Raw genomic sequence first — 22,225 nt, forward strand, 5'->3', positions numbered from 1 at the left:
CGTGTAAGTCGCGCGCTGCGGCTCCTTTGAGGCTACTGGGATGCCATTACCCGGCAGTGACGCTTATGTTTCACACATGTTACAGCGGGGCCCGCTCGGTAGACTCAGCCCGTGTCTGCCGCAGCCTCGAATTCGACCACTTTTGGACAACTTCCACCGAGCCGTTGGCCGGGGGAGCGCCTCGGCCTGCCGAACGAGGGAACCCGATCCGTGGGGCGCGTCGGCCGCAGGATCGGCGCCCTCGCGCTGGACTGGGCCCTGGCCTACGGGGCGGCGGCACTGTTCTTCAGCACGAGCGGCGTGGTCAACGGCTTCGCTGTGACCGCCATTTTCGTGGGGCTCCAGATCGTGTTCATCCCGACCATCGGCGGCAGCATCGGCCACCGTCTGGTCGGGCTCCGGGTCGTCCCGCTCCAGCCGGGTTGGGTCGGGTTGTGGCGCCCCGTCGTGCGGTCCCTGCTGCTCGGGCTGGCGGTCCCCGCTCTAGTCTGGGACTCGGACCAGCGCGGTTTCCACGACAAGGTCGCGGGAACGGTGCTCATCCGCTCCTAGCCTGAGCCGCGAGGGGAAGTGCCTAGTTTCCGCGCTGCGGACGCGCCTTCATCGGGTCGACGCCCTTGGGGATCGGCAGTTTCTTGGTCATGGAATTCAACCGGTTGTTCACGGCGAGCACCTCGGCCTTGGTCAGGGTGGGCTTGATCCGGGTGAGGCGCCGGGCCAGTTTGTGCAGCGGCACGGCATCGGCGTCGGGGCCGACGCTGATGATGGTGACGGCGATGCTGCCGCCGAGCCTGGTCACCATCCGGCGCTCTTCCTCGAGCATGCGGGCCGTTCGGGTGCGCGGCCCTTCACTGATCAGCACCACGCCGCCGCGGCCGACAGCCCGGTACACGGCATCCTGGGTCTTGCCGTTGACGGCGACGGGCATCTCACTTCCCACCCAGCCGCGCTTCAGTGAACCGCGCAGCACCGCGCCGACGGCGCCGGGCTGGCCCTCGATCTGCGTGTATGCGGCTTTTTCGGCCCGCTGGCCCAGGATGATGAGCATGGCGAGGATTCCGGTGAGCACACCCGAAATTGTCCACAAGACGATGTTGAGGATGCTCCCGGGGGACAGAATAAGGGCAAGTCCCAGCGCGACCGCGACGGGCACCACGAAGCCGAGAACCATGAACAACACGATCTTCTTGTCGTAGCGGCGTGTCATCTGGAACACCTGCCACATTTGCTTCATGCGGCCGGGCTTCTTGGGGGGGCGGGGAGTCTTGTCCTTGCTGCGTGCCATGGTTCCAAGACTACCCAGTCACCCGAATGTCTCGTGACCGATTTTTGATCAGGAGACCGCCTGCGCGAACCCGAGGGATGCGTCCGCCAGGTGGCGCAGTTGCGGCGGAACCTCGCGACCGGTCGCCAGCATGGACTGGGCCCAGAGCCGGCCCGCCCGATAGGACGAGCGCACAAGCGGGCCGGAGAGCACACCAAGGAAACCGATGGCCTCGGCTTCCTCCTTGAGTTCGACGAACTCCTCCGGCTTCACCCAGCGGGCCACGGGCAGATGACGCGCGCTCGGCCGCAGATACTGGGTGATCGTGATGATGTCGGTCCCGGCGTCGTGCAGGTCCTGGAGGGCCTGGCTGACCTCCGCGCGCTCCTCACCCATGCCCAGGATCAGATTCGATTTCGTGATAAGTCCCGCATCGCGGCCCTGGGTGAGGACGTCCAGGGACCGTTCGTAGCGGAATGCCGGCCGGATTCGCTTGAAGATTCTCGGGACGGTCTCCACATTGTGGCCGAAGACCTCGGGCTGGGCGGAGAAGACCTCGCCGAGGTGGTCCGGGTTGCCGGAGAAGTCCGGGACCAGAATCTCAACGCCGGTTCCGGGACTCTGCTGGTGGATCTGCCGGATGGTCTCCGCGTAGAGCCAGGAGCCCTCGTCGGGCAGGTCGTCGCGGGCGACGCCCGTCACCGTGGCGTAGCGCAGATTCATCTTGACGACGGATTCCGCGACGCGGCGCGGCTCATCCGTGTCGTACTCGGCAGGTTTGCCGGTATCGATCTGGCAGAAGTCGCACCGCCTCGTGCACTGTGACCCGCCGATCAGGAAGGTCGCCTCGCGGTCTTCCCAGCATTCGAAGATGTTAGGGCAGCCGGCCTCCTGGCACACGGTGTGCAGGTTTTCGCCCTTCACCAGGTTTTGGAGCTTGCGGTACTCCGGTCCCATCTTCGCCACCGTCTTGATCCAGGCGGGCTTACGTTCGATCGGCGTTTCCATATTGCGGATCTCAAGGCGGAGCATCTTGCGTCCCTCGGGCGCCGCGCTCATGCGGACACCGCCCAGACGGTCTCGAACTGGGCCGTGATGGGGGTGATGAGGTCGGCCGGGTTCACGTCGTGGCCGACCATTCTCGAGATGGTGGTGACGCCGGCGTCCTTGATCCCGCAGGCGATGATGTGGTCGTAGGGTTCGAGCGAGTTGTTGCAGTTGAGGGCGAAGCCGTGCATGGTCACTCCTTCCGCGACGCGGATTCCGATGGCGGCGATTTTGTCTTCCCGGCCCTCCGGGCCGACCCAGACTCCTGAACGGCCCGAGATTCGGCAGCCGACGATGTCGAAGCCCAGGAGGGCGTCGATGAGGATCCCCTCGAGGAGGCGCACGTAGCCGACGACGTCGACGGGCTCCCGGAGGCGAGTGACCGGATACCCGACCAGCTGCCCGGGGCCGTGCCAGGTGATCTTCCCACCGCGGTCCGCGTCGATGACGGGGGTTCCGTTTCGGGGACGCTCCTCGGGAGCTGTGCGCTTCCCGGCGGTATACACGCTCGGATGTTCGAGAAAGATGACGGTGTCCGGCCTCTCCCCGGAGACGACGGAACGGTGGACTGCGCGTTGGAGCTCAAGGCCCTCAACATACGGCACGGAGTTGGCGCTTAGCCCCGCGACGACAAAGTCGAGCATGCACTCATCCTAAACCCCGGCGTTCCTCCCCACGAGGTTGGCGGCCCGGTTGTCCCCGAACCGAGTCCGGGTCGGCCGGGAGGGGAGCGGCGAGGCCAGCATGTCCGGTATGAGAACTCGCGGTCGACGCGTCCGCAATCCGGGGCCCGCGTCCCTGCCCCACTCGACCGGCTCGGTACCCGGCGGCGGCCCCGCATTGGTCGCAGGCTACCGCGTTCTGCGGCGCTTGGCGTCAACCGACCGGTCCGACCTGTATGTGGGCGTGGCGCCGTCCCCGTCGACCTCGACCGGGGACGAGGCGCGGGGGTGGGAGCAGGGTGGCTCCACGACGTCCGTCGTGCTCAAGGTCTTCCATCCGGGAACGGAGGACCTCTCGATCGAACGGGAGGTCCAAGCCCTGACCACCCTGACGGTCGGACGGCTGACCACGCTCGTCGATGTCGGCACCCTGGCCGATGGCCGCACCTGCCTCGTACTGGAACAGCTCACGGGCGGGTCGCTGAGCGGCTTTCTGGAGGGCCGCAGTCACTTGCTTCCCGGGGAGGCGGTCACGATCCTGGCCCCGATCGCGGCCGCATTGGCGGAGCTGCAGGCCATCGGCCTGATCCATCCGGCCGTCAGCCTCGCGAGCATTCTCTTCGACTCCAGCGGGCGCCCGGTCCTGACCGGGCTGGGAGAGCTCCGGGCGCTGCCCGAGGCCGGTCGCGGGCGGTCCGAGGCGCTCGCCCTGGTGCACGGCCGGCTCGCGCAGGTCATCCGGACGGTGCTCGACCACGTCGATCCCGTCGTGCCGGTCCCGACGGTCCTCCGCGACCTGGAACGGTGGTGCGCGGTGCCGGCCGCTGGCTCGGCGGCCTGCACCTGGGGCGAGGTCGAGCATCTCCTGTTCGCCTGGGCCGAGGCCGTGCCGGTGAGGCTGGGTCGGAGCCCCGAGGCCGTCAGCGGGCCGCAACCGGCCGTCGACTGGCTCCGGAGACCTCTGATTGGCGATTTCGTCGGACGTGCTCCCACGGAGAAGGTCCGCCTTGCCGCAGAGGATCCCCGAGCCAAACGGATGCTCGGCAGCCGGGTCTCGCGTGCTCGCACGGCGGTTCGCCGGCTGTGGGAAGGTCACCCGACCGGTGGGCTGAAGTCGCTGCTGGGCCGGCGGTTCCGCCTCCGCCGTGGGCCGCTGCTCCTCGTGGCCCTCGTGGCCCTGTTGAGTACGGGACTGGCGGTGACGGCGCTGGCCGCGGGTGGATCCGCGCACACCGACGGAGCGCGGCCGGAGGGCTCCTCAAAGCCGGCCGAGTCGACCACCGCTGACGGCGACGAAGTAGGCGGTGACGGGTCCCCCCGAGAGGAAGCCGTGGTGACCGGCGACGACCCGGTGGTCGCGCTTCCTGCCCTGCTGCGGGTCCGCAGCCGGTGCCTTGCGGAGGTTTCGGTGGTCTGCCTCGATGCCGTGCACCAGGCGCAATCGGCGGCTCTGGCGGCCGACAGCTTCACCCTGCTCATGATGCAACAGGGCGACGAGGTCGCCGAATTCGAGGATTGGTCGTCGTGGGCGGCGGTTCTGGTGGAGCGAATGGGGGATGTCGCGCTCGTGTCGCTTCAGGCCCCGGATGCAGAACGACAGCCGGCCTCGGTCCTTGTGATCAAGGGCGAGGCCGGCTGGCGAATCAGGGATATTTTCGACTACTAGTCAAGGTCCGGTCTCACGGACGACATCGACTAGATGCCGAGGTTTGCTTCGAAGGCACCTGCCTCGAGACGCTGCTTCATGGTGACGAGGAAGCGTGAAGCATCCGCGCCGTCAATGATGCGGTGATCATAGGACAGAGCCAGGAACACGGTCGAGCGGATCGCGATCGCGTCGAGGCCACCCTGGCTGACGACGATGGGCTTCTTGTAGACAACCCCGGTGCCGAGGATGGCGCTCTGCGGCAGGAAGACGACCGGGGTGTCGAAGAGCGCACCGCGCGAACCGGTGTTGGTCAGTGTGAACGTTCCACCAGACAGTTCGTCGGGCTTGAGTTTGTTGTCGCGGGTGCGCTGGGCGAGGTCGGCGATCTGAGCGGCGAATCCGGCCAGATCGAGCTCGCCCGCGTTGCGCACGACCGGGGTCAGCAGGCCGCGTTCGGTATCGACCGCAATGCTGATGTTCTCCTGGCTCGGGAACACGATCGTGTCGCCGTCGATGGTGGCGTTGATGATTGGGTTGGCCTGAAGTGCCTCGGCTGCAGCGAGAGCGAAGAACGGCAGAAAGGACAGCTTGTTGCCCGTCTTGGCGTGAAAATCGGCCTTCACCTGGTCGCGAAGAACCGCGACCCGGGTGACGTCGACCTCGACCACCGTGGTCAGCTGAGCCGATGACTGCATCGAGATGACGGCGCGCTCGGCGACGACCTTGCGCAGACGCGACATGGGCTGGGTGGTCCCGCGCAGGGCGGAAACCTCCACGGCCGGAGCTGTTGCTGCAGCCGTCCCGACGGGAGCGCTGGCCTGGGCGAGCGCGATGTCCTCCTTGCGGATGCGTCCACCGACACCGGTTCCGACCACGCGGGACAGATCGACACCGGCCTCGTTCGCGAGTTTGCGGACGATGGGGGTGACGTAGCCGGATGTTCCCGCGTGCGATCCGCGGGAGACGGCCGGCTCCGGCGCGACCACGGGGTAAGCGGCAGGTGCCGGGGCGGCGACGGGTGCAGCGGCAGGAGCCGCAGCAGCAACGGGTGCCGCGACCGGTGTGGGCGCGAACACCGGTGCGGGTGCAGCGACGGGTTCGGGTGCGGCGACCGGTGCGGGTGCCGCGACCGGTGCGGGTGCCGCGACCGGTGCGGGTGCCGCCACGGGTGCGGGTGCCGCCACGGGTGCGGGTGTCGCCACGGGTGCGGGTGTCGCCACGGGTGCGGGTGCCGCCACGGGTGCGGGGGCCGCCACCGGTGCCGGAGCTTCCGCGACGGGCTCGGGAGCGTCCACCGGCGCAGGCGCTTCCGCGACGGGAGTGGAGGCGCCGGAACCGTCACCGATCATGACCAGCGGAGTTCCGACCTCGACGGTCTCATCTTCCTGAACCAGGATGGCCTCGATCACGCCGGCAATGGGGGACGGGATTTCCGTGTCCACCTTGTCGGTCGATACTTCCAGCAGCGGCTCGTCGACTTCGACGCGGTCTCCCACGTTCTTCAGCCAGCGGGTGACCGTACCCTCTGTGACACTCTCACCGAGTGCCGGGAGGTTAACGGATTCGCTCATGCGATTGTCTCCTTCAAAACGTATTGTCTGTAATTAGAGTACTGAGTGTCTGAATGCAGAGGTTCGGCGGCTACGCGTGAAGCGGCTTGCCGGCCAGCGCCAGGAAGGCCTCGCCGAGTGCCTCGTTCTGGGTGGGGTGCGCGTGAAGGAACGGGGCGATGTCTTCCGGGTAGGCCTCCCAGTTCACCACCAACTGTCCCTCACCGATCAGCTCGCCGACGCGGGCGCCGATCATGTGGACACCGAGGATGGGGCCGTCTTTGACCCGGACGAGCTTGATGGAGCCACTCGTGCCGAGGATGGAGCTCTTGCCGTTTCCACCCAGGTTGTACTCGACGGTGGAGATCTGGTCGGCGCCGAACTTTTCGGCAGCCTTGGCCTCCGAGTAGCCGACGGAGGCGATCTCCGGGTCGCAATAGGTGACCTTGGGGATGTTGAGGTCGTCGACGACGATCGGGTTGAGACCGGCGATCTCCTCGGCGACGAAGATGCCTTGCTGGAATCCGCGGTGCGCGAGCTGCAGGCCGGGGACGATGTCGCCCACGGCGAAGACGCCGGGGATGTTGGTCGCGAGGCGCTCGTCGGTCAGGACGAAGCCGCGGTCCATGGTGACGCCGACCTCCTCGAAGCCGAGTCCGGCGGTCGACGGGCCACGCCCGACGGCGACGAGCAGAATCTCCGCCTCGATGATGGTGCCGTCCTCCAGGGTGATGACGACGCCGTTCTCGTGCTGAGTGACGCTCTGGAACCGGATGCCGAGCGAGTATTCGATGCCACGCTTTCGGAAGGCGCGCTCCAGCTGCTTGGAGATGGACTCTTCCTCGTTGGGAACCAGGTGGGGAAGTGCCTCGATGATGGTGACGTCGGCACCGAAGGACTTCCAGACGCTCGCGAATTCGGCGCCGATGACGCCGCCGCCGAGCACGGCGACCTTCTTCGGGACGAACTCGAGCTCCAGGGCGTGCTCGCTGGTCATGACTCGACCGCCGATGGCGAGCCCCGGCAGGGAGCGGGAGTAGGAGCCTGTCGCGAGGACGATGTTCTTACCCACGATGGTGTTGGCACCGACCTGCACGGTGTTCGGCGAAATCAATCGACCTTCACCTTCGATCACTGTGATGCCGCGCGACTTGATCAGACCCTGCAGCCCCTTGAACTTCGACGCCACAATACTCTTGCGGAACGCGTTCACGGCTGGCATGTCGATGCCCTCGAACTGCGTTTTGACACCGTACTTCGCGGCGTCGCGGCTGACATCGGCCACCTCGGCCGAGTGCAGGAGTGCCTTGGTCGGGATGCAACCGAGGTGCAGACAGGTTCCGCCGAGTTTGCCCTTTTCGATCAGGCCAACGGTGAGCCCCAGCTGAACGGCACGCAATGCGGCCGCGTAGCCACCGCTTCCGCCGCCGAGAACGACAAGGTCAAAATTCTGTTCCGACACCCAGATACTCCCTCATACATCACAACCCGGTCTGCCCGCAGCGAGGATACGCATCCGGGCAGGCGAGAGTGGGCGAGATTTCTCGCCCATTTGACTGTACTACGGGCGCGAAAAGTCCTCGGCCAGTCGGAGCAGAGTCCGAACCGAGATTCCGGTCGGCCCGGCATTCGTGAATCCCCACCCGCTGCCGGTGTTGTGGGCCGGCCCGGCGATGTCCAGGTGGGCCCACGGGATCGTCTCGGTGCCGTCCCCGTTGCCGCGGGTCCCGATGAACTCCTGCAGGAATACTCCGGCGAGCAGCATGCCGCCGTGGGTGCTGCCGATCTTCGCGTTGGCGATGTCGGCGACATCCGAGTTGAGTAGAGGGCGCAGTTCCTCGGGAAGCGGCATCGGCCACACCAGCTCACCCACCGATTTGCCGGCGGTGAGCACCCGGGCGACCAGGGCATCCTCACCCATGGCGGCGTAGTAGCGGGTGCCGAGTGCGACGAGGGCGGCGCCGGTCAGCGTCGCCACGTCCACGATCGCATCCGGGCACTCCTCGCCGGCCGCGACGAGACCGTCCGCAAGAACCAGGCGACCCTCCGCATCCGTGTTCAGCACCTCGACCGTGCGGCCTCCGCGGATCCGCAACACGTCGTTGGGTCGGATGGCCGAGCCGGACGGCATGTTCTCCGCGATGCAGAGCCAGGCGGTGATGCGCACGTTGAGCCCCAGGCGGGCGGCCGCCAGGGTCACGGCCAGCACGGTCGCCGCGCCGGTCATGTCGTATTTCATGCCGACCATGGATGCCGGCGGCTTCAGTGAGAGTCCGCCGGTGTCGAAGGTGATGCCCTTGCCGACCAGGGCAAGGTGCTGCGTCGCGCCCTCCGGCGTGTAGCTGACCTTGACCAGGCGCGGCGGCCGGCTGGAACCCTGGCCGACGCCCGCGATCCCGCCGAAACCATCCGCGGCCAGCTCCGCCTCGTCCCAGACGCGCACGGCGACGGGAAGGCCCGCGGCGGCGTCCATGGACAGGCGCGCGAGTGCCTCCGGGTAGAGGTCGGAGGGCGGCATGTTGACCAGGTCCTTGACCAGGTTGACGGCCTCGGCGATGACTCCGACGCGGGCGGAGGCTCCGGCCGCCTCCGCGGCGGTGTGCACCGTGATCTCCTGCGCCGGGATCCTGGTCGCGGCGAGCGAGTTCTGCCGGTACGCGGTGTAATAATACGCACCGAGCGCGGCACCCTCCAGGACGGCCTCCGCTTGGGCATCCGTGGTCATGGGGAAGGCGAAGGCAACCGAGGTCACGCCGGTCAGCTGGCGAACGGCCGACCCGGCAGCATGGCGCAGCGCATCGACCGTGGCCTCCTTGCCGATTCCGACAACGGCGATGCTGCGGGCGTTGCCGATCGACGCAGGCAGTCGCACCACCTGATCGCGACCGCCCGTGATACCCAGGGGGGCGAGTTGGTCCGCGAGGCCGGCGAAGGCGGCGTCAGCGAACAGGGCGGCGGAGTCGCCGGACTGGAGCGCCCCGACAATGAGAACGTCCACCTCCGATTCGAGGGCGGGTGCTGCGGATATGGTCAGGCGGGGTGCGTTCATCCCCCGATCGTACGCTCCGGGTGTGTTCGCTCTCGGCATCACGGCGGGGTCGTCGATTCCCGCACCACCCGGAATTTGGCGCTTACAGTTAATGTCATGCGGGATCCTGGTGACATTTACGAGCTGACTGCGGACGCGCAAAACGTCCCGGAGGGGCTCCACCTTGTGGCGGGTCTGACGGGCTTCGCGGATGCCGGTGGTGCCGTCTCGCAATTCGCGGAATACCTTCTGGAAACCCTTGACCACACCGTCGTCGCGACCTTCGACGCCGACGTGCTGCTCGACTACCGGGCGCGGCGGCCGATCATCCAGTTCGACCAGGACCACCTCACCGACTATCAGCCTCCCGCCCTGAGGGTGTACCAGGCCCGGGACGAGATCGGCCAGCCGTTCCTGCTTCTGACCGGCTTCGAGCCGGATTTCCGCTGGGAACAGTTCACCGCCGCGGTGCTGCAGCTCGAGCGCCGCTTCAAGGTGGCCTCCACAACCTGGGTGCACGCGATTCCGATGCCGGTCCCGCACACCCGTCCGATCGGCGTGACCGTCAGCGGAAACCGGTCCGATCTGGTCGAGAGCATGTCGGTCTGGCGTCCGAACACCCAGGTTCCGGCGAACGCGCTGCACCTGGTGGAATACCGGCTGCAGGAGGCTGGCGCCTCCGTCGTCGGGTTCGTACTGCTGATCCCGCACTATCTGGCCGACACGGAATTCCCCCTCGCCGCCCTCGCGGCGCTGGACAGCACAAGTGCCTCCACCGGGCTGATCTTCCCCACCGATCGGGTGCGAGAGAAGAATCGCGAATTCGTCGCCCGCATCGACAAGCAAGTGCGGGACAACCCCGAGCTGGGCAAGCTCGTCGGCACGCTCGAAGAGCGCTACGACGCCTATATGGAGGGCAGCACGCTGCGCTCCCCACTGACCGACGAGGCCGGCGAATTGCCCAGCGCCGACGAGATCGCCGCCGAACTGGAGAACTTCCTCGCCACCCGGCGCAGCAGAGACGACGGTTCGCCGGCCTGATCTGTCGAGCGTCGCCGTGAATCCGGATGCTCCGGCCCGGGTAAGTTTGGGCCAATGAACACGCGCCGCTCCTGGTTGATCTTTTACGTCGGATCGTTCGCATACCTCTCCGCCGTCCTGCAGCGCTCTTCCCTCGGGATCGCCGGTGTCGCCGCCACCGAGCGGTTCGGCGGGTCTGCCGCGCTGCTGTCCAGTCTCGCCGTCGTGCAACTCGCCGTCTATGCGGCGGCACAGATTCCGGTGGGCGTCCTGATCGATCGGTACGGGCCTCGCGTGCTGGTGGCCTCCGGGACAGGGCTGATGGTGGTCGGTCAGACCACGCTCGCCTTCGCCCCCGACATCTCGATTGCCGTGCTCGGACGCATCCTCGTCGGTGCCGGCGACGCCGGCATCTTCATCTCTATGATTCGTCTCATCGCCTCGTGGTTTTCCGGACGCATCGTTCCTCAGCTCTCGCAGTGGCTGGGGAACATCGGCCAGCTCGGCCAGGTGCTCTCCGCCCTACCGCTGGCTTGGGTGCTGCACACCTGGGGCTGGACGCCGACGTTCCTCTCCGCCGCCTCGGTTGCCGTGGTGGCCCTCATCATGGTCATCGTCGTGGTGAAGGACCAGCCGGACCTCGCATCCATGCAGAACCGGACCACCAGCTGGCGTGGCGCGCTCCTGCAGCTCACACACAGTTTTAAACGGCCCGGAACCCAGCTCGGCTTCTGGTCGCACTACGTCACACAGTCCTCCGGAACCGTCTTCACCCTGCTCTGGGGGTTCCCCTTCATGGTGTACGGACTTGGCTACGACCCGTCCCTCGCCGCGGCGATGCTGATGGTCCTGGTGGGTGCCGGCATGGTGTGCGGGCCGATCCTCGGGATCCTGACGGCGCGCTTTCCGCTGCGCCGCAGCACCATCGTGCTGGGCGTCGTCGCGCTGATGGGCGCGGCCTGGGCCGCTGTGTTGCTGTGGCCGTTGCAGCCGCCGTTCTGGTTGATGCTGGTGCTGCTCGTCGCACTTGGCATCGGGGGACCCGGCTCACTGATCGGCTTCGATTTCGCGCGCACCTTCAACCCCCAGCGCAGCCACGGCTCAGCGAACGGCGTCGTGAACGTGGGCGGCTTCACCGCTAGTTTCGTGATGGTCTACCTGATCGGGCTACTGCTTGACCTTCAGGACGGCTGGCGCACCGCCAGGGGGGAGGCGAGCGATCTGTATTCGCTCGACTCCTTTCGGGTTGCGTTCTCCGTGCAGTTCCTGGTTGTGGGACTCGGCGTGATTTTTCTGCTGCACGCCCGGGCCCGCACCCGCAGCCAGCTGTCCCGCGACGAGGGAGTGGAAGTCGCGCCGCTCTGGGTCGCCGTGGCGCGGGCCTGGCGCCGGCGGCAGCAGCCGGAGTAGCTGCGCGCCTGGCTTGTCTCCTACACAAAGCATGCAATAATTGTCAATAGGGCCCGTTCTGGTCCTGGGAGCAACGACAGCAGTGTCGGTGTGAATGGCCCGGGACTTGACATGGGTCCTAGTACTGCCCAAAATCCACACTGCCCAGGCTCATCTCCCTCCATACCCACCCGGTCGGGACCCGCCTGGCAGCGCCGCAGGTTCACGAGCCACGGCATGAGAGGTGTTCGAATGGCAACCCGCACAAAAATCGAGCAGACCGAAGAGTCCACCGTGAGCACCACTGCGGTTCCAGACGCAGTTGCGCCGGCAGCCAAGGCCGCCGCGAAGAAGCCGACCAAGGCCGCCCTGGCCAAGGCCGCTGCTGCGGCCGCTGCCGCAGCAAACGGTGAAGAGAAGCCCGCGCCGCGCAAGCGCGCCGCCAGCACGAAGGCGAAGGCCAAGCCGGCATCTGACGAACACGATGAGGCCGCACGCGGCGATGACGCGGATGCCGACGACGACTCCGACGAGGCCAAAAAGAAGCGCGCAGCATCCGCCGAGGCACTCCCGAGCGGCGCCCTGGTACTGTCACTGGTCGACGACGACGACGAGGTGCCGGTTTACTCCAGCGCAATCACCGGTGCGACGGCCGACCCTGTCAAGGACTACCTGAAGCAGATCGGCAAGGTCGCCCTGCTGAACGCCGCCGAAGAGGTCGAGCTCGCGATGCGAATCGAAGCCGGGCTTTTCGCCGAAGACAAGATGTCCCAGATGAGCGACGCCGAGAAGAAGAGCGCCCTTGGACGCGAGCTCATGTGGGTCGCCAAAGACGGCGCCCGCGCCAAAAGCCACCTCCTGGGGGCGAACCTTCGCCTGGTCGTCTCGCTCGCCAAGCGCTACACGGGCCGCGGCATGCAATTCCTCGACCTGATCCAGGAGGGCAACCTGGGCCTCATCCGTGCCGTCGAAAAATTCGACTACACCAAGGGCTTTAAGTTCTCCACCTACGCAACCTGGTGGATCCGTCAGGCGATCACGCGCGCGATGGCCGACCAGGCCCGCACGATCCGAATTCCGGTGCACATGGTCGAGGTCATCAACAAGCTCGCCCGCGTGCAGCGCCAGATGCTTCAGGACCTCGGCCGGGAGCCCACACCGGAAGAGCTGAGCCGCGAACTGGATATGACCCCGGAGAAGGTCGTCGAAGTCCAGAAATACGGCCGCGAACCCATCTCCCTGCACACTCCGCTCGGTGAGGACGGCGACAGCGAGTTCGGCGACCTGATCGAGGACACGGAAGCCGTCGTGCCTGCGGACGCCGTCGGGTTCACGATGTTGCAGAAGCAGCTGGAGAGCCTGCTCGACTCGCTCTCCGAACGAGAAGCGGGCGTCATCCGCATGCGCTTCGGCCTCGGGGACGGCATGCCGAAGACCCTCGACCAGATCGGCGACACGTTCGGCGTGACGCGTGAGCGCATCCGTCAGATCGAGTCCAAGACCATGGCCAAACTGCGTCACCCCTCACGGTCGCAGTCCCTACGCGACTACCTCGAGTAGAGCGCGTTTTGCGCTACGTACCGGCGATTCTTCTGGGACGAGTCGTACGGAAAATGGCCCGTTGGCGGAAGCCGGGCGGCGGATCCGCGATCCCTGGCCTCGTCGTCAACAGGATCGCACCCGGATTCCTTCCTCTCAGCCTGAACAGCTTTCCCGGCGGCCTGGTCATCGTCACCGGGTCGAGCGGCAAATCAACGACGACCAAGATGCTGGTCGCGGCGCTCCGAGCTCACGGCAGCGTTGTCTTCACCAATCAGTCCACGGCCAACATCAGCCAGGGTCTGACCTCCGCGCTACTCGAGCAGGCCAGCCTGAGCGGTCATATCGCGGGCGACATCGCCGTGTTGGAGATGGATGAGGGCCACGGAGCCCTGATCTCCGGTACGTTGACGCCGCGCGTCGTTGCGCTGACGAACGTCATGGTCGACCAGATCGACCGATTTCATGACTCGAACATGGTCGCGGCCATGCTCGCCAAGATCGCCGCCAGCGCCACCGGAACCGTCGTGGTCAACGCGGACGACCAGTATTTGACCGACCTCGCCGGACGCCTACCCGGCTCCTCGGCAGTCGCGCGCTACGGCGTCTCCGCCGACGTTCTCGCCGACAATCCGCGGGGCCTGGGCTACAGTGCGACCACCGCCACCAGGCTGGACGCGGGGGAGGGGATGCTCCTCACCTCAGTGCAGGGCCGCCGCGCCACCGTGAGCATTGCGGGTGTGGTTTACCCGCTCGGGCTGCCTGCCCGCGGAACGCATTATGCCGTCGACGCCTTGACAGCGCTGTGCACGGCGCAGGCCGCACTCGGCGACCGCTTCGACCCGGTGCTGGCCATCAACGCCATCTCGGCCATCCCACCGGTCTTCGGCCGTGGTGAGATCGTCACGGTTCGCGGCCAGCAGGTTGAATTCGTGCTGGTGCAGAACCCGGCCAGTTTCCAACTGAACGTCGACAGCCTCGAGCCAAAGACCGAGCAGATTCTCATCGCAATCGGGTCAGACGTGCGCGACCCGTCCTACTTCTGGCCCGTCAACACCTCGGGTCTGGGCCGGGTCCGCATTGCATCCGGTTCGAAGGCGCACGACATCGCCCTCCAGCTGGTGTACGACGACGTCGTCGTCGACCGCATCGAGCCGAACCTGGGCCTGGCCCTGGATGATTTCCTGGCTCTGCCCGAACCACTGACTGGTTTGAAGACGATCATCTTCTCCGCAGACTCCATGCGACGCACCAGGACATACTTGGGGCTCGTCACCAACAAGGAGGAGCAGGAATGACCCGTCCGCTCTCGATCGTGTCGCTGCTTCCCGAGCTCCTGGGCACCAATGGCGATGCCGCCAACGCCCGCGTTCTCGCCCAGCGGGCCCGATGGGCCGGTGCCGACGCCACGGTCGTGGAGGTGCGCTCCGCGGCCGATCTGCCGGACCAGGTCGATGCCGTCGTCATCGGATCGGGCTCCGACTCCGACATGGTGCGCGCCAGGGACATCCTCGCGACGATGACCACGGAGCTGCGCACCTGGGCCACCGCGGGTGTCCCCATCCTCCTGGTCGGAACCGGCTGGGAACTTCTGAGCTGGGGCATCGAACTCGCCGACGGATCCGTTGTCGAGGGGCTGGGCATCGTGGCCGGTCGCGCTGTTCCGATGCCGGCACGGGCCACGGAAGACATCGTGGTCGCCTCCCGGTTCGGACGTCTGATCGGTTTCGAGAATCATCAGCGCAGCTATGTCGGTGGCGAGGCGGCGCCGCTCGGCCAGGTGATCTCCGGAACGGGCAATGGCGCGGGTACGGAGGGACTGGTCATGGGTAGCGTCGTCGGGACCCATCTTCACGGTCCCGTTCTCGCCAAAAACCCCGGGCTGGCCGATCACCTGCTGCGTACGGCCCTAGCTCGTATCGTTCATGAGTATTTGCCCGGTGACCATTCGCTGGCTGCCGACGACATGGCACAAGCCGCACGCAATCAGATCGCGGTGCGGCTCGGACTCCCCATGGAGTAGATGCCCATCGGCCGGTCGCGGGACAGTTCGAGCTGCCTGAGGCCGACCGATACCGCTAGGAGCGCTGGTCCTCAAGGAGGCGGCTCGACTCGTCGTGCCAGCTGTCCGCGATGGCGGCGAGCTTCTCCTGGTGCTTACGGCCGTGGTGCGCGCAGAACAGCAGTTCGCTGTTGTTCACGACCACACGAATGTAGGCCTGCGCTCCACATGCATCACAGCGGTCTGCCGCGGTGAGCTGGTGGGGAGCCTTCTCGTGATTGATGGCACCATTTTCGGCTGCGATCTGGGACATGGTTTCCTCCTCCAGACTGATACCAACTGATACCAATTTAACCTGTACCTAATGGAAACACGGTCTGGCAAGGTTATCGAGTCGGTTGCCCGTTATTTCGCTCACCGCGTAGCGCACTTCAATCGGGTGTTGATGACCGGGGAAGGGCGTTGGTTCGGTATTCTTGACCGTTGTGAGTTCTTCTGATTATTCTGCCCGCCACCTGTCAGTCCTCGAAGGGCTGGAAGCGGTTCGCAAACGCCCGGGCATGTACATCGGGTCCACCGACTCGCGCGGCCTCATGCACTGTCTCTGGGAGATCATCGACAACTCGGTCGACGAGGCACTGGGCGGCTTCGGCACCAGCATCGACATCGTGCTCCATGCTGACGAGAGCGTGGAGGTGCGCGACACGGCTCGGGGCGTTCCGGTTGACATCGAGCCGAAGACGGGACTGACCGGTGTCGAGGTCGTCTTCACCAAACTGCACGCCGGCGGCAAATTCGGCAGCGGATCGTATGCCGCGTCCGGTGGCCTCCACGGCGTGGGCGCATCCGTCGTCAATGCCCTGTCCGAGCGCCTCGATGTCGAGGTCGACCGTGACGGCAAGACCTGGGCCATGTCGTTCCACCGCGGCGAACCCGGGATTTTCGCGGACTCGGGGAAGAAGAGCCCCGACGCGCCGTTCACGCCTTTTGAGAAGCAGAGCGAACTACGCGTCATCGGCAAGGTCAAGCGCGGTGTGACCGGGACGCGGGTGCGCTACTGGGCCGACCGTCAGATCTTCACGAAGGGTGCGTCGTTTCAGACCGAGGAATTGCTCGAGCGAGCGCGTCAGACGGCCTTTCTCGTCCCGGGCCTGGGGATCGAGATCGTAGACGAGCGCACAGACGTGCACGTGCTCGAGTCCTTCATGTTCGAGGGCGGGATCTCGGAGTTCGTCGATCACCTCGCCACCGACAGCCCGATCACCGACACTTGGCGACTGACCGGAAACGGGACCTTCCGGGAGACTGTCCCGGTGCTGACCCCGACGGGCGCCATGGTGCCCACCGAGCTGGTCCGGGACTGTGCCGTGGACATCGCCCTCCGTTGGGGGACAGGTTACGATACGACTGTCCGCAGCTTCGTGAACATCATCGCCACCCCGAAGGGCGGAACGCACCAGGCCGGGTTCGACGCGGGCCTGCTCAAGTTCTTGCGAGCGCAGGTCGAGCTGAACGCTCGACGGCTCAAAATGGGGTCGGACAAGCTGGAGAAGGACGACGTGATGGCCGGCCTCACAGCCGTGCTCACCGTGCGGCTGCCCGAGCCTCAATTCGAGGGGCAGACCAAGGAGGTGCTTGGCACCCCCGCGGTTCGCGCCATCGTGGCCAACGTCGTCGCCCAAGCCATGAACGAGCGTTTCGTGTCCACGAAGCGCGACGACAAAACGCAGGCCGCGGTGGTGCTGGACAAGATCGTGGCCGAGATGAAATCGCGAATCTCGGCTCGCGCCCACAAGGAAACCCAGCGCCGGAAGAACGCGTTGGAGAGCTCGTCCCTGCCCGCGAAACTGGTCGACTGCCGCAGCAATGATGTCTCGACGAGCGAGCTCTTCATCGTCGAAGGAGATTCCGCCCTGGGCACGGCCAAGCTCGCCCGGGACAGCGAGCACCAGGCACTCCTCCCCATTCGCGGCAAGATCCTGAACGTGCAAAAGGCATCCGTTGCCGACATGCTGTCGAACGTCGAGTGCGCGTCGATCATCCAGGTGATCGGCGCCGGGTCCGGACGAAGTTTCGACCTGTCAGCCGCGCGCTACGGCAAGGTCATCATCATGAGCGACGCGGATGTCGACGGCGCGCACATCCGCACGCTGCTGCTCACCCTGTTCTTCCGCTACATGCGCCCGATGATCACGGAGGGACGCGTTTTCGCGGCCGTACCGCCGCTCCACCGGGTCGTGGTGATGAACCCGGGCACGAAGCCGAACGAGACCATCTACACGTATTCGGAGGTGGAGCTTCAGGCCGTGCTCGCCGGACTCAAGAAAAGCGGCAAGCGCTACCAGGATCCGATCCAGCGCTACAAGGGCCTCGGCGAAATGGATGCCGACCAGCTCGCGACGACGACGATGGAGCGGGCGCATCGCACGCTGCGCCGCGTGCGGGTCGCCGACGCGGAGATGGCCGGCAACGTCTTCGAGCTCCTGATGGGCAACGACGTCGCGCCGCGCAAGGAATTCATCATCGAGAGCTCGGACAAACTGAGTCGCGACCGTATCGACGTGTGACGCCCGTGACCGGGGGGCCTACGAGTGGAACGATGTGCTTGCCAGGTCGCGTTCGCCGTTGATGATGGCGTCGACGACGCGCTGGGCGACGACGACCGGAGGGTAGCCGGCCGGCAGGCGCGGGGCGATTCCGGAGATCGGGTGAGTGGAGAGGTCGGTCTCGGTGTGACCGGGCCGCGCGTCCAGAATGCGGATGCCGCTACGCCGCAGTTCCCGGCCGGCGGCCTGTCCGAAGGCAGCGAGGGCGGCCTTGGACGCCGAGTATGCGGCAAGATTGGCAGTGGGGCTCTCGCTGACGACGCCGCTGAGGGTGACGATAAAGGGCTCTCGCCCCTGCTCGGCGGATTCGCTCAGCGCGGCCCGAGCCGCGCGGAGCAGGCGGATCGGTGCCAGCGTGTTCACGGCGAACAGCTCGGCGAGCGTCTCATCGCTCACCTCGATCGCCGGTCCGAAGGCAACGACCCCCGACGCGTTGACGATGCCGTCGAGCCGTCCGTTCACGCTGATCGCGTCGGCGACGAGGGTCGTGATTGCGTCCGGATCGGTGAGGTCGGCGGCGAGCGGGGTTCCGGGAATCGAGAGCGCCTCAAGTTTCGCCTGGTTGCGTCCGCTCAGGACGAGTCGGGCGCCGCCGGCAGCCAGAAGTCGGGCAATTTCACTTCCCAGACCCCCCGAGGCGCCGAGGACGAGAATGACGGAATCGTCGAGGTGTGTCATTTGGCCACCATAACGCACCACCCTCCGCACATGGCTGGAGATCGCGCTCGGGCGTCAGCCGATCCGGGCGCCGATGGCGCCGATCACGGAGTCGAGCATGGCCCCGGACGCATCACGCCGCGACCCTGATTCAGGAAGCATGCGGGGTGTGCCGTCCGACGCGACCGCCCGGGCCGGCAGAGGCCCCACCCACGCGACGGAGACGGTGTCCTCGCCTTTCAGGAACCGCTGGGAGCGCACCCCACCCGTTCCCCGGCCTTTCGCCGGGTACTCGGAGAAGTCGGACACTTTGGCGCTGCCCGGGTCTGTTCCGGGCAGGGTGTGGCTGCCGGTCGCGACGGTCGCAACCACGAGCGCCGCCGCGCCGTGCGTTTCCACGCTGGTGAAATACACCACGTGCGCGTCCGCGGCCAGTTTGATGCCCGCCATACCGCCGGCGGTGCGCCCCTGCGGGCGCACCGACCCGGCAGGAAAGCGCAATAGCTGTGAGTCGGAGGCGATGAAGACGAGTTCGTCGTCTTCCGCACCCTGCGCCGCGCCGACCACCATGTCCTTGGGCTTCAGCGCGATGATCTCGAAATCGGGTTTGTTTGCCCAGTCGCCGGGGGTGACGCGCTTCACGATGCCCTGTCTGGTCCCGAGAACGATCGAATGCTTGGAATCGAGCGCGACGAGCGCGACGATCTTCTCCGCTGTGTTGGGCAGGGCTAGGTAGTCGCGCACGCGTACGCCGGCCCCGAGCTGGACCGAGGTCGGCGGCAGCAAGGGGAGGTCGACGGGGGAGAAGCGGATGAGCCGTCCCAGGCTGGTGACCGCTCCGATCTCGGTGCGACTGGTCGTGTCCAGAACGGACAGGACGGCGTCATGCTTGCTGCGCCTCTGAGCCGGGGTGATCCGCTCCGGCTGGACAGTGGTGCCGGCCGGAATCTCCACCCGGGCGATCTTGCCCGTCACGCTGAGGTAGACCCGGGTCGGGGTGTCCGTCACCTCGAGGATGGCGGCCTTCCGCTTGGCGGCGGCGCTGTTGGCGCCGGCGACACTCGCCTTGGCCTCGGTCAACAGGGTTCGCCGCGGCGTGCCGAAACGCTCGGCCACCGAGGCCAGTTCGTCGGACACCAGGGTGCGGATGGAGGCCCTGCTGCCGAGAAGCTTCTTCAGCGCCGCGATCTCCGCCAGCAGCTGATCCCGCTCGGTTTCGAGTTCGATGCGCGAGAAGCGGGTCAGGCGCCGCAGGCGGAGCTCGAGAATGTACTCGGCTTGAATCTGGCTCAGGTCGAAAACGTCGATCAGCTTGGCGCGCGCCTGCTCGCTGTCGTCGCTGGCGCGGATGACCTGGATCACCTCGTCGATGTCCAGGATTGCCACCATTAGGCCTTCGACGAGATGCAGACGCTCCGTTCGTCGGGCCAGTCGGTAGGCCGAGCGCCGGGTCACGACCTCGATTCGGTGTCCGATGTAGACGAGCAGGAGTTCCCGCAGACCCAGTGTCTGCGGGCCGCCGTCGACGAGGGCCACCGCATTGATGTTGAAGGAGTCCTCGAGCGGGGTCACCCGGTACAACTGCTCGAGCACGGCCTCCGGGCTGAAACCGGTCTTGATCCCGATGACGAGACGGAGTCCCTTGGTGCGGTCCGTCAGATCGGTGACATCGGAGATGCCACTGAGCTTCTTGGAATTGACCCCGTCCTTGATCTTCTCGATGACCCGCTCGGGCCCGACCAGATAGGGAAGTTCGGTGACTACGAGACCGGCCTTGCGGGCGGTGATGGCTTCGACGGATACCCGCGCCCGGGTCTTGAAACTGCCGCGCCCGGTGGCGTAGGCATCCATGATTCCCGTCAGCCCGACGATCGTGCCGCCGGTGGGCAGGTCAGGCCCCGGGACGAACTCCATCAGGTCTTCGAGGGTCGCGTTTGGGTGGGCGAGCAGATGACGTGCCGCGCCGACGACCTCGATCAGGTTGTGCGGAGCCATGTTGGTGGCCATGCCGACGGCGATACCGCTCGCGCCGTTGACGAGCAGGTTGGGGTAGGCGGCCGGGAGAACGTCCGGCTGGGTGAGCTGGTTGTCGTAGTTGGGTACGAAGTCGACGACGTCCTCGTCGAGGTTTTCCGTCATGGCCAGGGCCGGCGCGGCCAGCCTGGCCTCGGTGTACCGCGGGGCGGCCGGCCCGTCATCGAGCGAGCCAAAGTTGCCGTGGCCGTCGATCAAAGGGACCCGGAGCGTGAACGCCTGCGCCATGCGCACGAGAGCGTCATAGATCGCGGTGTCGCCATGCGGGTGCAGCTTTCCCATGACCTCGCCAACGACCCGCGCCGACTTGACGTGGCCGCGATCGGGGCGGAGCCCCATCTCGCTCATCTGATACAGGATGCGCCGTTGCACTGGCTTGAGCCCGTCCCGGGCGTCCGGGAGCGCCCGGGAGTAGATGACCGAGTAGGCGTATTCGAGGAACGAGCCCTGCATCTCGGTGGAGACATCGACGTCTTCGATGCGCTCGGTGAACGTGGCGGGCGTGGTGCTGTCTGAACGGCTCATTCGTGAATTCTGCTGAGGCGTGCGTTGAGGGACGCGCGCTGTCGGGTAGGCGCTGGATCGATCCGGCCCTGTCTATGTCAGACTTGGCACGATGCCCCCCATGCTACCGGCCCGCCAATTCGGCACCCTGCGCCTTGCCGACGTTCTCACAAGTTCCCTGTCATCGATCGAGGGCCTTTCCAACATTCTGGACCTCGGCCAGACGAACAAGGCGGTCGTCCTTCTGGCGGACGGCCTCGGCGTCAGTTCCCTCCGAGCCCGTCCCGGGCACGCCCGATTCCTGAACTCGCTGCTGACCAAGTCCAGCGTGGTCGACGGCGTCTTCCCATCCACCACGGCTGCAGGCATCACGACCCTTACCACGGGTGTCGCACCCGGGCAGCACGGACTCGTCGGCTACCGGGTCCGAGACGCCGACCGGGACCGTGTGGTGAACCAGCTGACCGGCTGGGACGACGACATGCGACCGGAGACCTGGCAGCGTGCGCGCACCGTCTTCGAACGGGCCGCGGATGCCGGCATCCCCGGTTTCGCCATCGGACCCCGCCGGTACACCACATCCGGCTTCACCCAGGCGGCGCTTCGCGGCGCGCACTACGTGCCCGCGGAGAGCGTGTCCGACAGGTTTGCCGCCGCGCGACACCTTCTGGACACCGAGCCGCGCGCCCTCGTCTACGTCTACGTCCCCGAGCTGGATGTGGCCGCACACGCGCACGGCTGGGAGTCCGAACGGTGGTTGGCCGCGCTGGAGAACCTCGACGGCGCGGCCGCCCGCTTCGCAGCCGCACTGAAAGCCGATGAGGGTCTCCTGGTCACGGCCGACCACGGAATCATCGACGTCCCGATGACCAGACACGTGCTCTTCGACACGGTCCCCGAACTCATCGGCGGCGTCCGCCACATCGGCGGGGATCCCCGGTGCCTGCACCTCTACCTCGAACCCGAACTCGGTTCCGACTCAGGCGCGGCCCTCGCCGATACGTGGCGCGGTATTGAAGGCCACCGCGCCTGGGTCTTCAGCCGCGCGGAAGCAGTCGAGTCCGGGCTGTTCGGCGATGTAGCACCCGAGGTCCTGCCTCGTATCGGCGACGTGATCGTGGCCGCACGCAAGCTCATCGCCTACTACGACTCCCGCGAGCCGAATCAGTCCGCACGTTCGATGGTCGGTCAGCACGGATCGCTGACGGACGAGGAACTCCGCGTGCCCCTGATCAGGTCGGGGACCTTCTCCGCCTGAGCGCGTGAGAAGTTCCG

At 66.4% G+C, this 22,225-nt stretch carries 18 protein-coding genes; 9 read left to right on the top strand and 9 right to left on the bottom strand.

Going from position 1 to position 22,225, the window contains the following annotated elements; genetic code table 11:
- Positions 1 to 111: 111 nt before the first annotated feature.
- The gene (locus E3T40_RS09035; RefSeq protein ID WP_104101960.1) at positions 112 to 552 is read left to right on the top strand and encodes an RDD family protein; all 441 of its coding nucleotides are present in this window, start codon (positions 112 to 114) and stop codon (positions 550 to 552) included.
- Between the two features lie 22 nt (positions 553 to 574).
- On the opposite strand, the gene E3T40_RS09040 is transcribed toward E3T40_RS09035, so the two are convergent.
- Genes E3T40_RS09040 through lipB form a run of 3 tightly spaced genes read right to left on the bottom strand, consistent with a single transcriptional unit; the run spans position 575 to position 2,955 of the window.
- Positions 575 to 1,285, bottom strand: a complete 711-nt coding sequence (locus tag E3T40_RS09040; RefSeq protein WP_104101963.1) for a DUF4191 domain-containing protein — start codon at positions 1,283 to 1,285, stop codon at positions 575 to 577.
- A 48-nt stretch (positions 1,286 to 1,333) separates the two neighbouring features.
- Entirely contained in the window at positions 1,334 to 2,323 is a 990-nt protein-coding gene (gene lipA, locus E3T40_RS09045; RefSeq protein WP_104101966.1) for a lipoyl synthase, read from the bottom strand.
- Positions 2,320 to 2,955: a lipoyl(octanoyl) transferase LipB gene (gene lipB, locus E3T40_RS09050; protein ID WP_134543176.1), complete on the bottom strand. Its 636-nt coding sequence runs from the start codon at positions 2,953 to 2,955 to the stop codon at positions 2,320 to 2,322. Before lipB ends, lipA begins: the two co-directional genes overlap by 4 nt.
- 109 nt (positions 2,956 to 3,064) lie before the next feature.
- Here lipB and E3T40_RS09055 point away from each other — a divergent pair, with 109 nt between their 5' ends.
- Positions 3,065 to 4,639: a protein kinase gene (locus E3T40_RS09055; RefSeq protein ID WP_166786611.1), complete on the top strand. Its 1,575-nt coding sequence runs from the start codon at positions 3,065 to 3,067 to the stop codon at positions 4,637 to 4,639.
- A 29-nt stretch (positions 4,640 to 4,668) separates the two neighbouring features.
- Here the strand turns inward: E3T40_RS09055 and E3T40_RS09060 are convergent, their stop codons facing one another.
- From E3T40_RS09060 to E3T40_RS09070, 3 genes are all read right to left on the bottom strand, one after another.
- Complete coding sequence (locus tag E3T40_RS09060; protein ID WP_134543178.1) at positions 4,669 to 6,192, bottom strand: 2-oxo acid dehydrogenase subunit E2; 1,524 nt, start codon at positions 6,190 to 6,192, stop codon at positions 4,669 to 4,671.
- A 70-nt stretch (positions 6,193 to 6,262) separates the two neighbouring features.
- The gene (gene lpdA / locus E3T40_RS09065) at positions 6,263 to 7,633 is read right to left on the bottom strand and encodes a dihydrolipoyl dehydrogenase (RefSeq protein WP_104171110.1); all 1,371 of its coding nucleotides are present in this window, start codon (positions 7,631 to 7,633) and stop codon (positions 6,263 to 6,265) included.
- A gap of 99 nt (positions 7,634 to 7,732) precedes the next feature.
- Positions 7,733 to 9,220: a leucyl aminopeptidase gene (locus E3T40_RS09070; RefSeq protein WP_104193666.1), complete on the bottom strand. Its 1,488-nt coding sequence runs from the start codon at positions 9,218 to 9,220 to the stop codon at positions 7,733 to 7,735.
- Between the two features lie 96 nt (positions 9,221 to 9,316).
- On the opposite strand from E3T40_RS09070, the gene E3T40_RS09075 reads away from it, so the two are divergent.
- The 5 genes from E3T40_RS09075 (at position 9,317) to E3T40_RS09095 (ending at position 15,170) form a co-directional block, all read left to right on the top strand.
- Positions 9,317 to 10,240 (top strand): proteasome assembly chaperone family protein, encoded by a 924-nt coding sequence (locus E3T40_RS09075; protein ID WP_134543179.1) that lies wholly within the window; start codon positions 9,317 to 9,319, stop codon positions 10,238 to 10,240.
- A gap of 54 nt (positions 10,241 to 10,294) precedes the next feature.
- On the top strand, positions 10,295 to 11,629 hold the full coding sequence (locus E3T40_RS09080) for a nitrate/nitrite transporter (RefSeq protein WP_104193664.1): 1,335 nt from the start codon (positions 10,295 to 10,297) through the stop codon (positions 11,627 to 11,629).
- A gap of 231 nt (positions 11,630 to 11,860) precedes the next feature.
- Positions 11,861 to 13,168, top strand: a complete 1,308-nt coding sequence (locus E3T40_RS09085) for an RNA polymerase sigma factor (RefSeq protein ID WP_104193663.1) — start codon at positions 11,861 to 11,863, stop codon at positions 13,166 to 13,168.
- Between the two features lie 53 nt (positions 13,169 to 13,221).
- The gene (locus E3T40_RS09090) at positions 13,222 to 14,445 is read left to right on the top strand and encodes a MurT ligase domain-containing protein (RefSeq protein WP_104171115.1); all 1,224 of its coding nucleotides are present in this window, start codon (positions 13,222 to 13,224) and stop codon (positions 14,443 to 14,445) included.
- Complete coding sequence (locus tag E3T40_RS09095) at positions 14,442 to 15,170, top strand: type 1 glutamine amidotransferase (protein ID WP_104171116.1); 729 nt, start codon at positions 14,442 to 14,444, stop codon at positions 15,168 to 15,170. The genes E3T40_RS09090 and E3T40_RS09095 overlap by 4 nt, the downstream gene beginning before the upstream one ends.
- A gap of 55 nt (positions 15,171 to 15,225) precedes the next feature.
- On the opposite strand, the gene E3T40_RS09100 is transcribed toward E3T40_RS09095, so the two are convergent.
- On the bottom strand, positions 15,226 to 15,462 hold the full coding sequence (locus tag E3T40_RS09100) for a hypothetical protein (protein ID WP_104171117.1): 237 nt from the start codon (positions 15,460 to 15,462) through the stop codon (positions 15,226 to 15,228).
- A 172-nt stretch (positions 15,463 to 15,634) separates the two neighbouring features.
- Between E3T40_RS09100 and E3T40_RS09105 the strand changes: the two genes are divergently transcribed.
- Positions 15,635 to 17,716, top strand: a complete 2,082-nt coding sequence (locus E3T40_RS09105) for a type IIA DNA topoisomerase subunit B (RefSeq protein WP_104171118.1) — start codon at positions 15,635 to 15,637, stop codon at positions 17,714 to 17,716.
- Between the two features lie 18 nt (positions 17,717 to 17,734).
- Here the strand turns inward: E3T40_RS09105 and E3T40_RS09110 are convergent, their stop codons facing one another.
- Both E3T40_RS09110 and E3T40_RS09115 read right to left on the bottom strand, forming a co-directional pair.
- A complete protein-coding gene (locus E3T40_RS09110) occupies positions 17,735 to 18,433 on the bottom strand; it encodes an SDR family oxidoreductase (RefSeq protein WP_134543180.1) in 699 nt (232 codons plus the stop codon).
- Between the two features lie 54 nt (positions 18,434 to 18,487).
- A complete protein-coding gene (locus tag E3T40_RS09115) occupies positions 18,488 to 20,971 on the bottom strand; it encodes a DNA topoisomerase (ATP-hydrolyzing) subunit A (protein WP_134543181.1) in 2,484 nt (827 codons plus the stop codon).
- Positions 20,972 to 21,062: 91 nt separating this feature from the next.
- On the opposite strand from E3T40_RS09115, the gene E3T40_RS09120 reads away from it, so the two are divergent.
- Entirely contained in the window at positions 21,063 to 22,208 is a 1,146-nt protein-coding gene (locus E3T40_RS09120; RefSeq protein ID WP_198411968.1) for an alkaline phosphatase family protein, read from the top strand.
- Positions 22,209 to 22,225: the final 17 nt, after the last annotated feature.

This window comes from Cryobacterium sp. TMT1-19 (assembly GCF_004403055.1).
Taxonomy (GTDB): domain Bacteria; phylum Actinomycetota; class Actinomycetes; order Actinomycetales; family Microbacteriaceae; genus Cryobacterium; species Cryobacterium sandaracinum.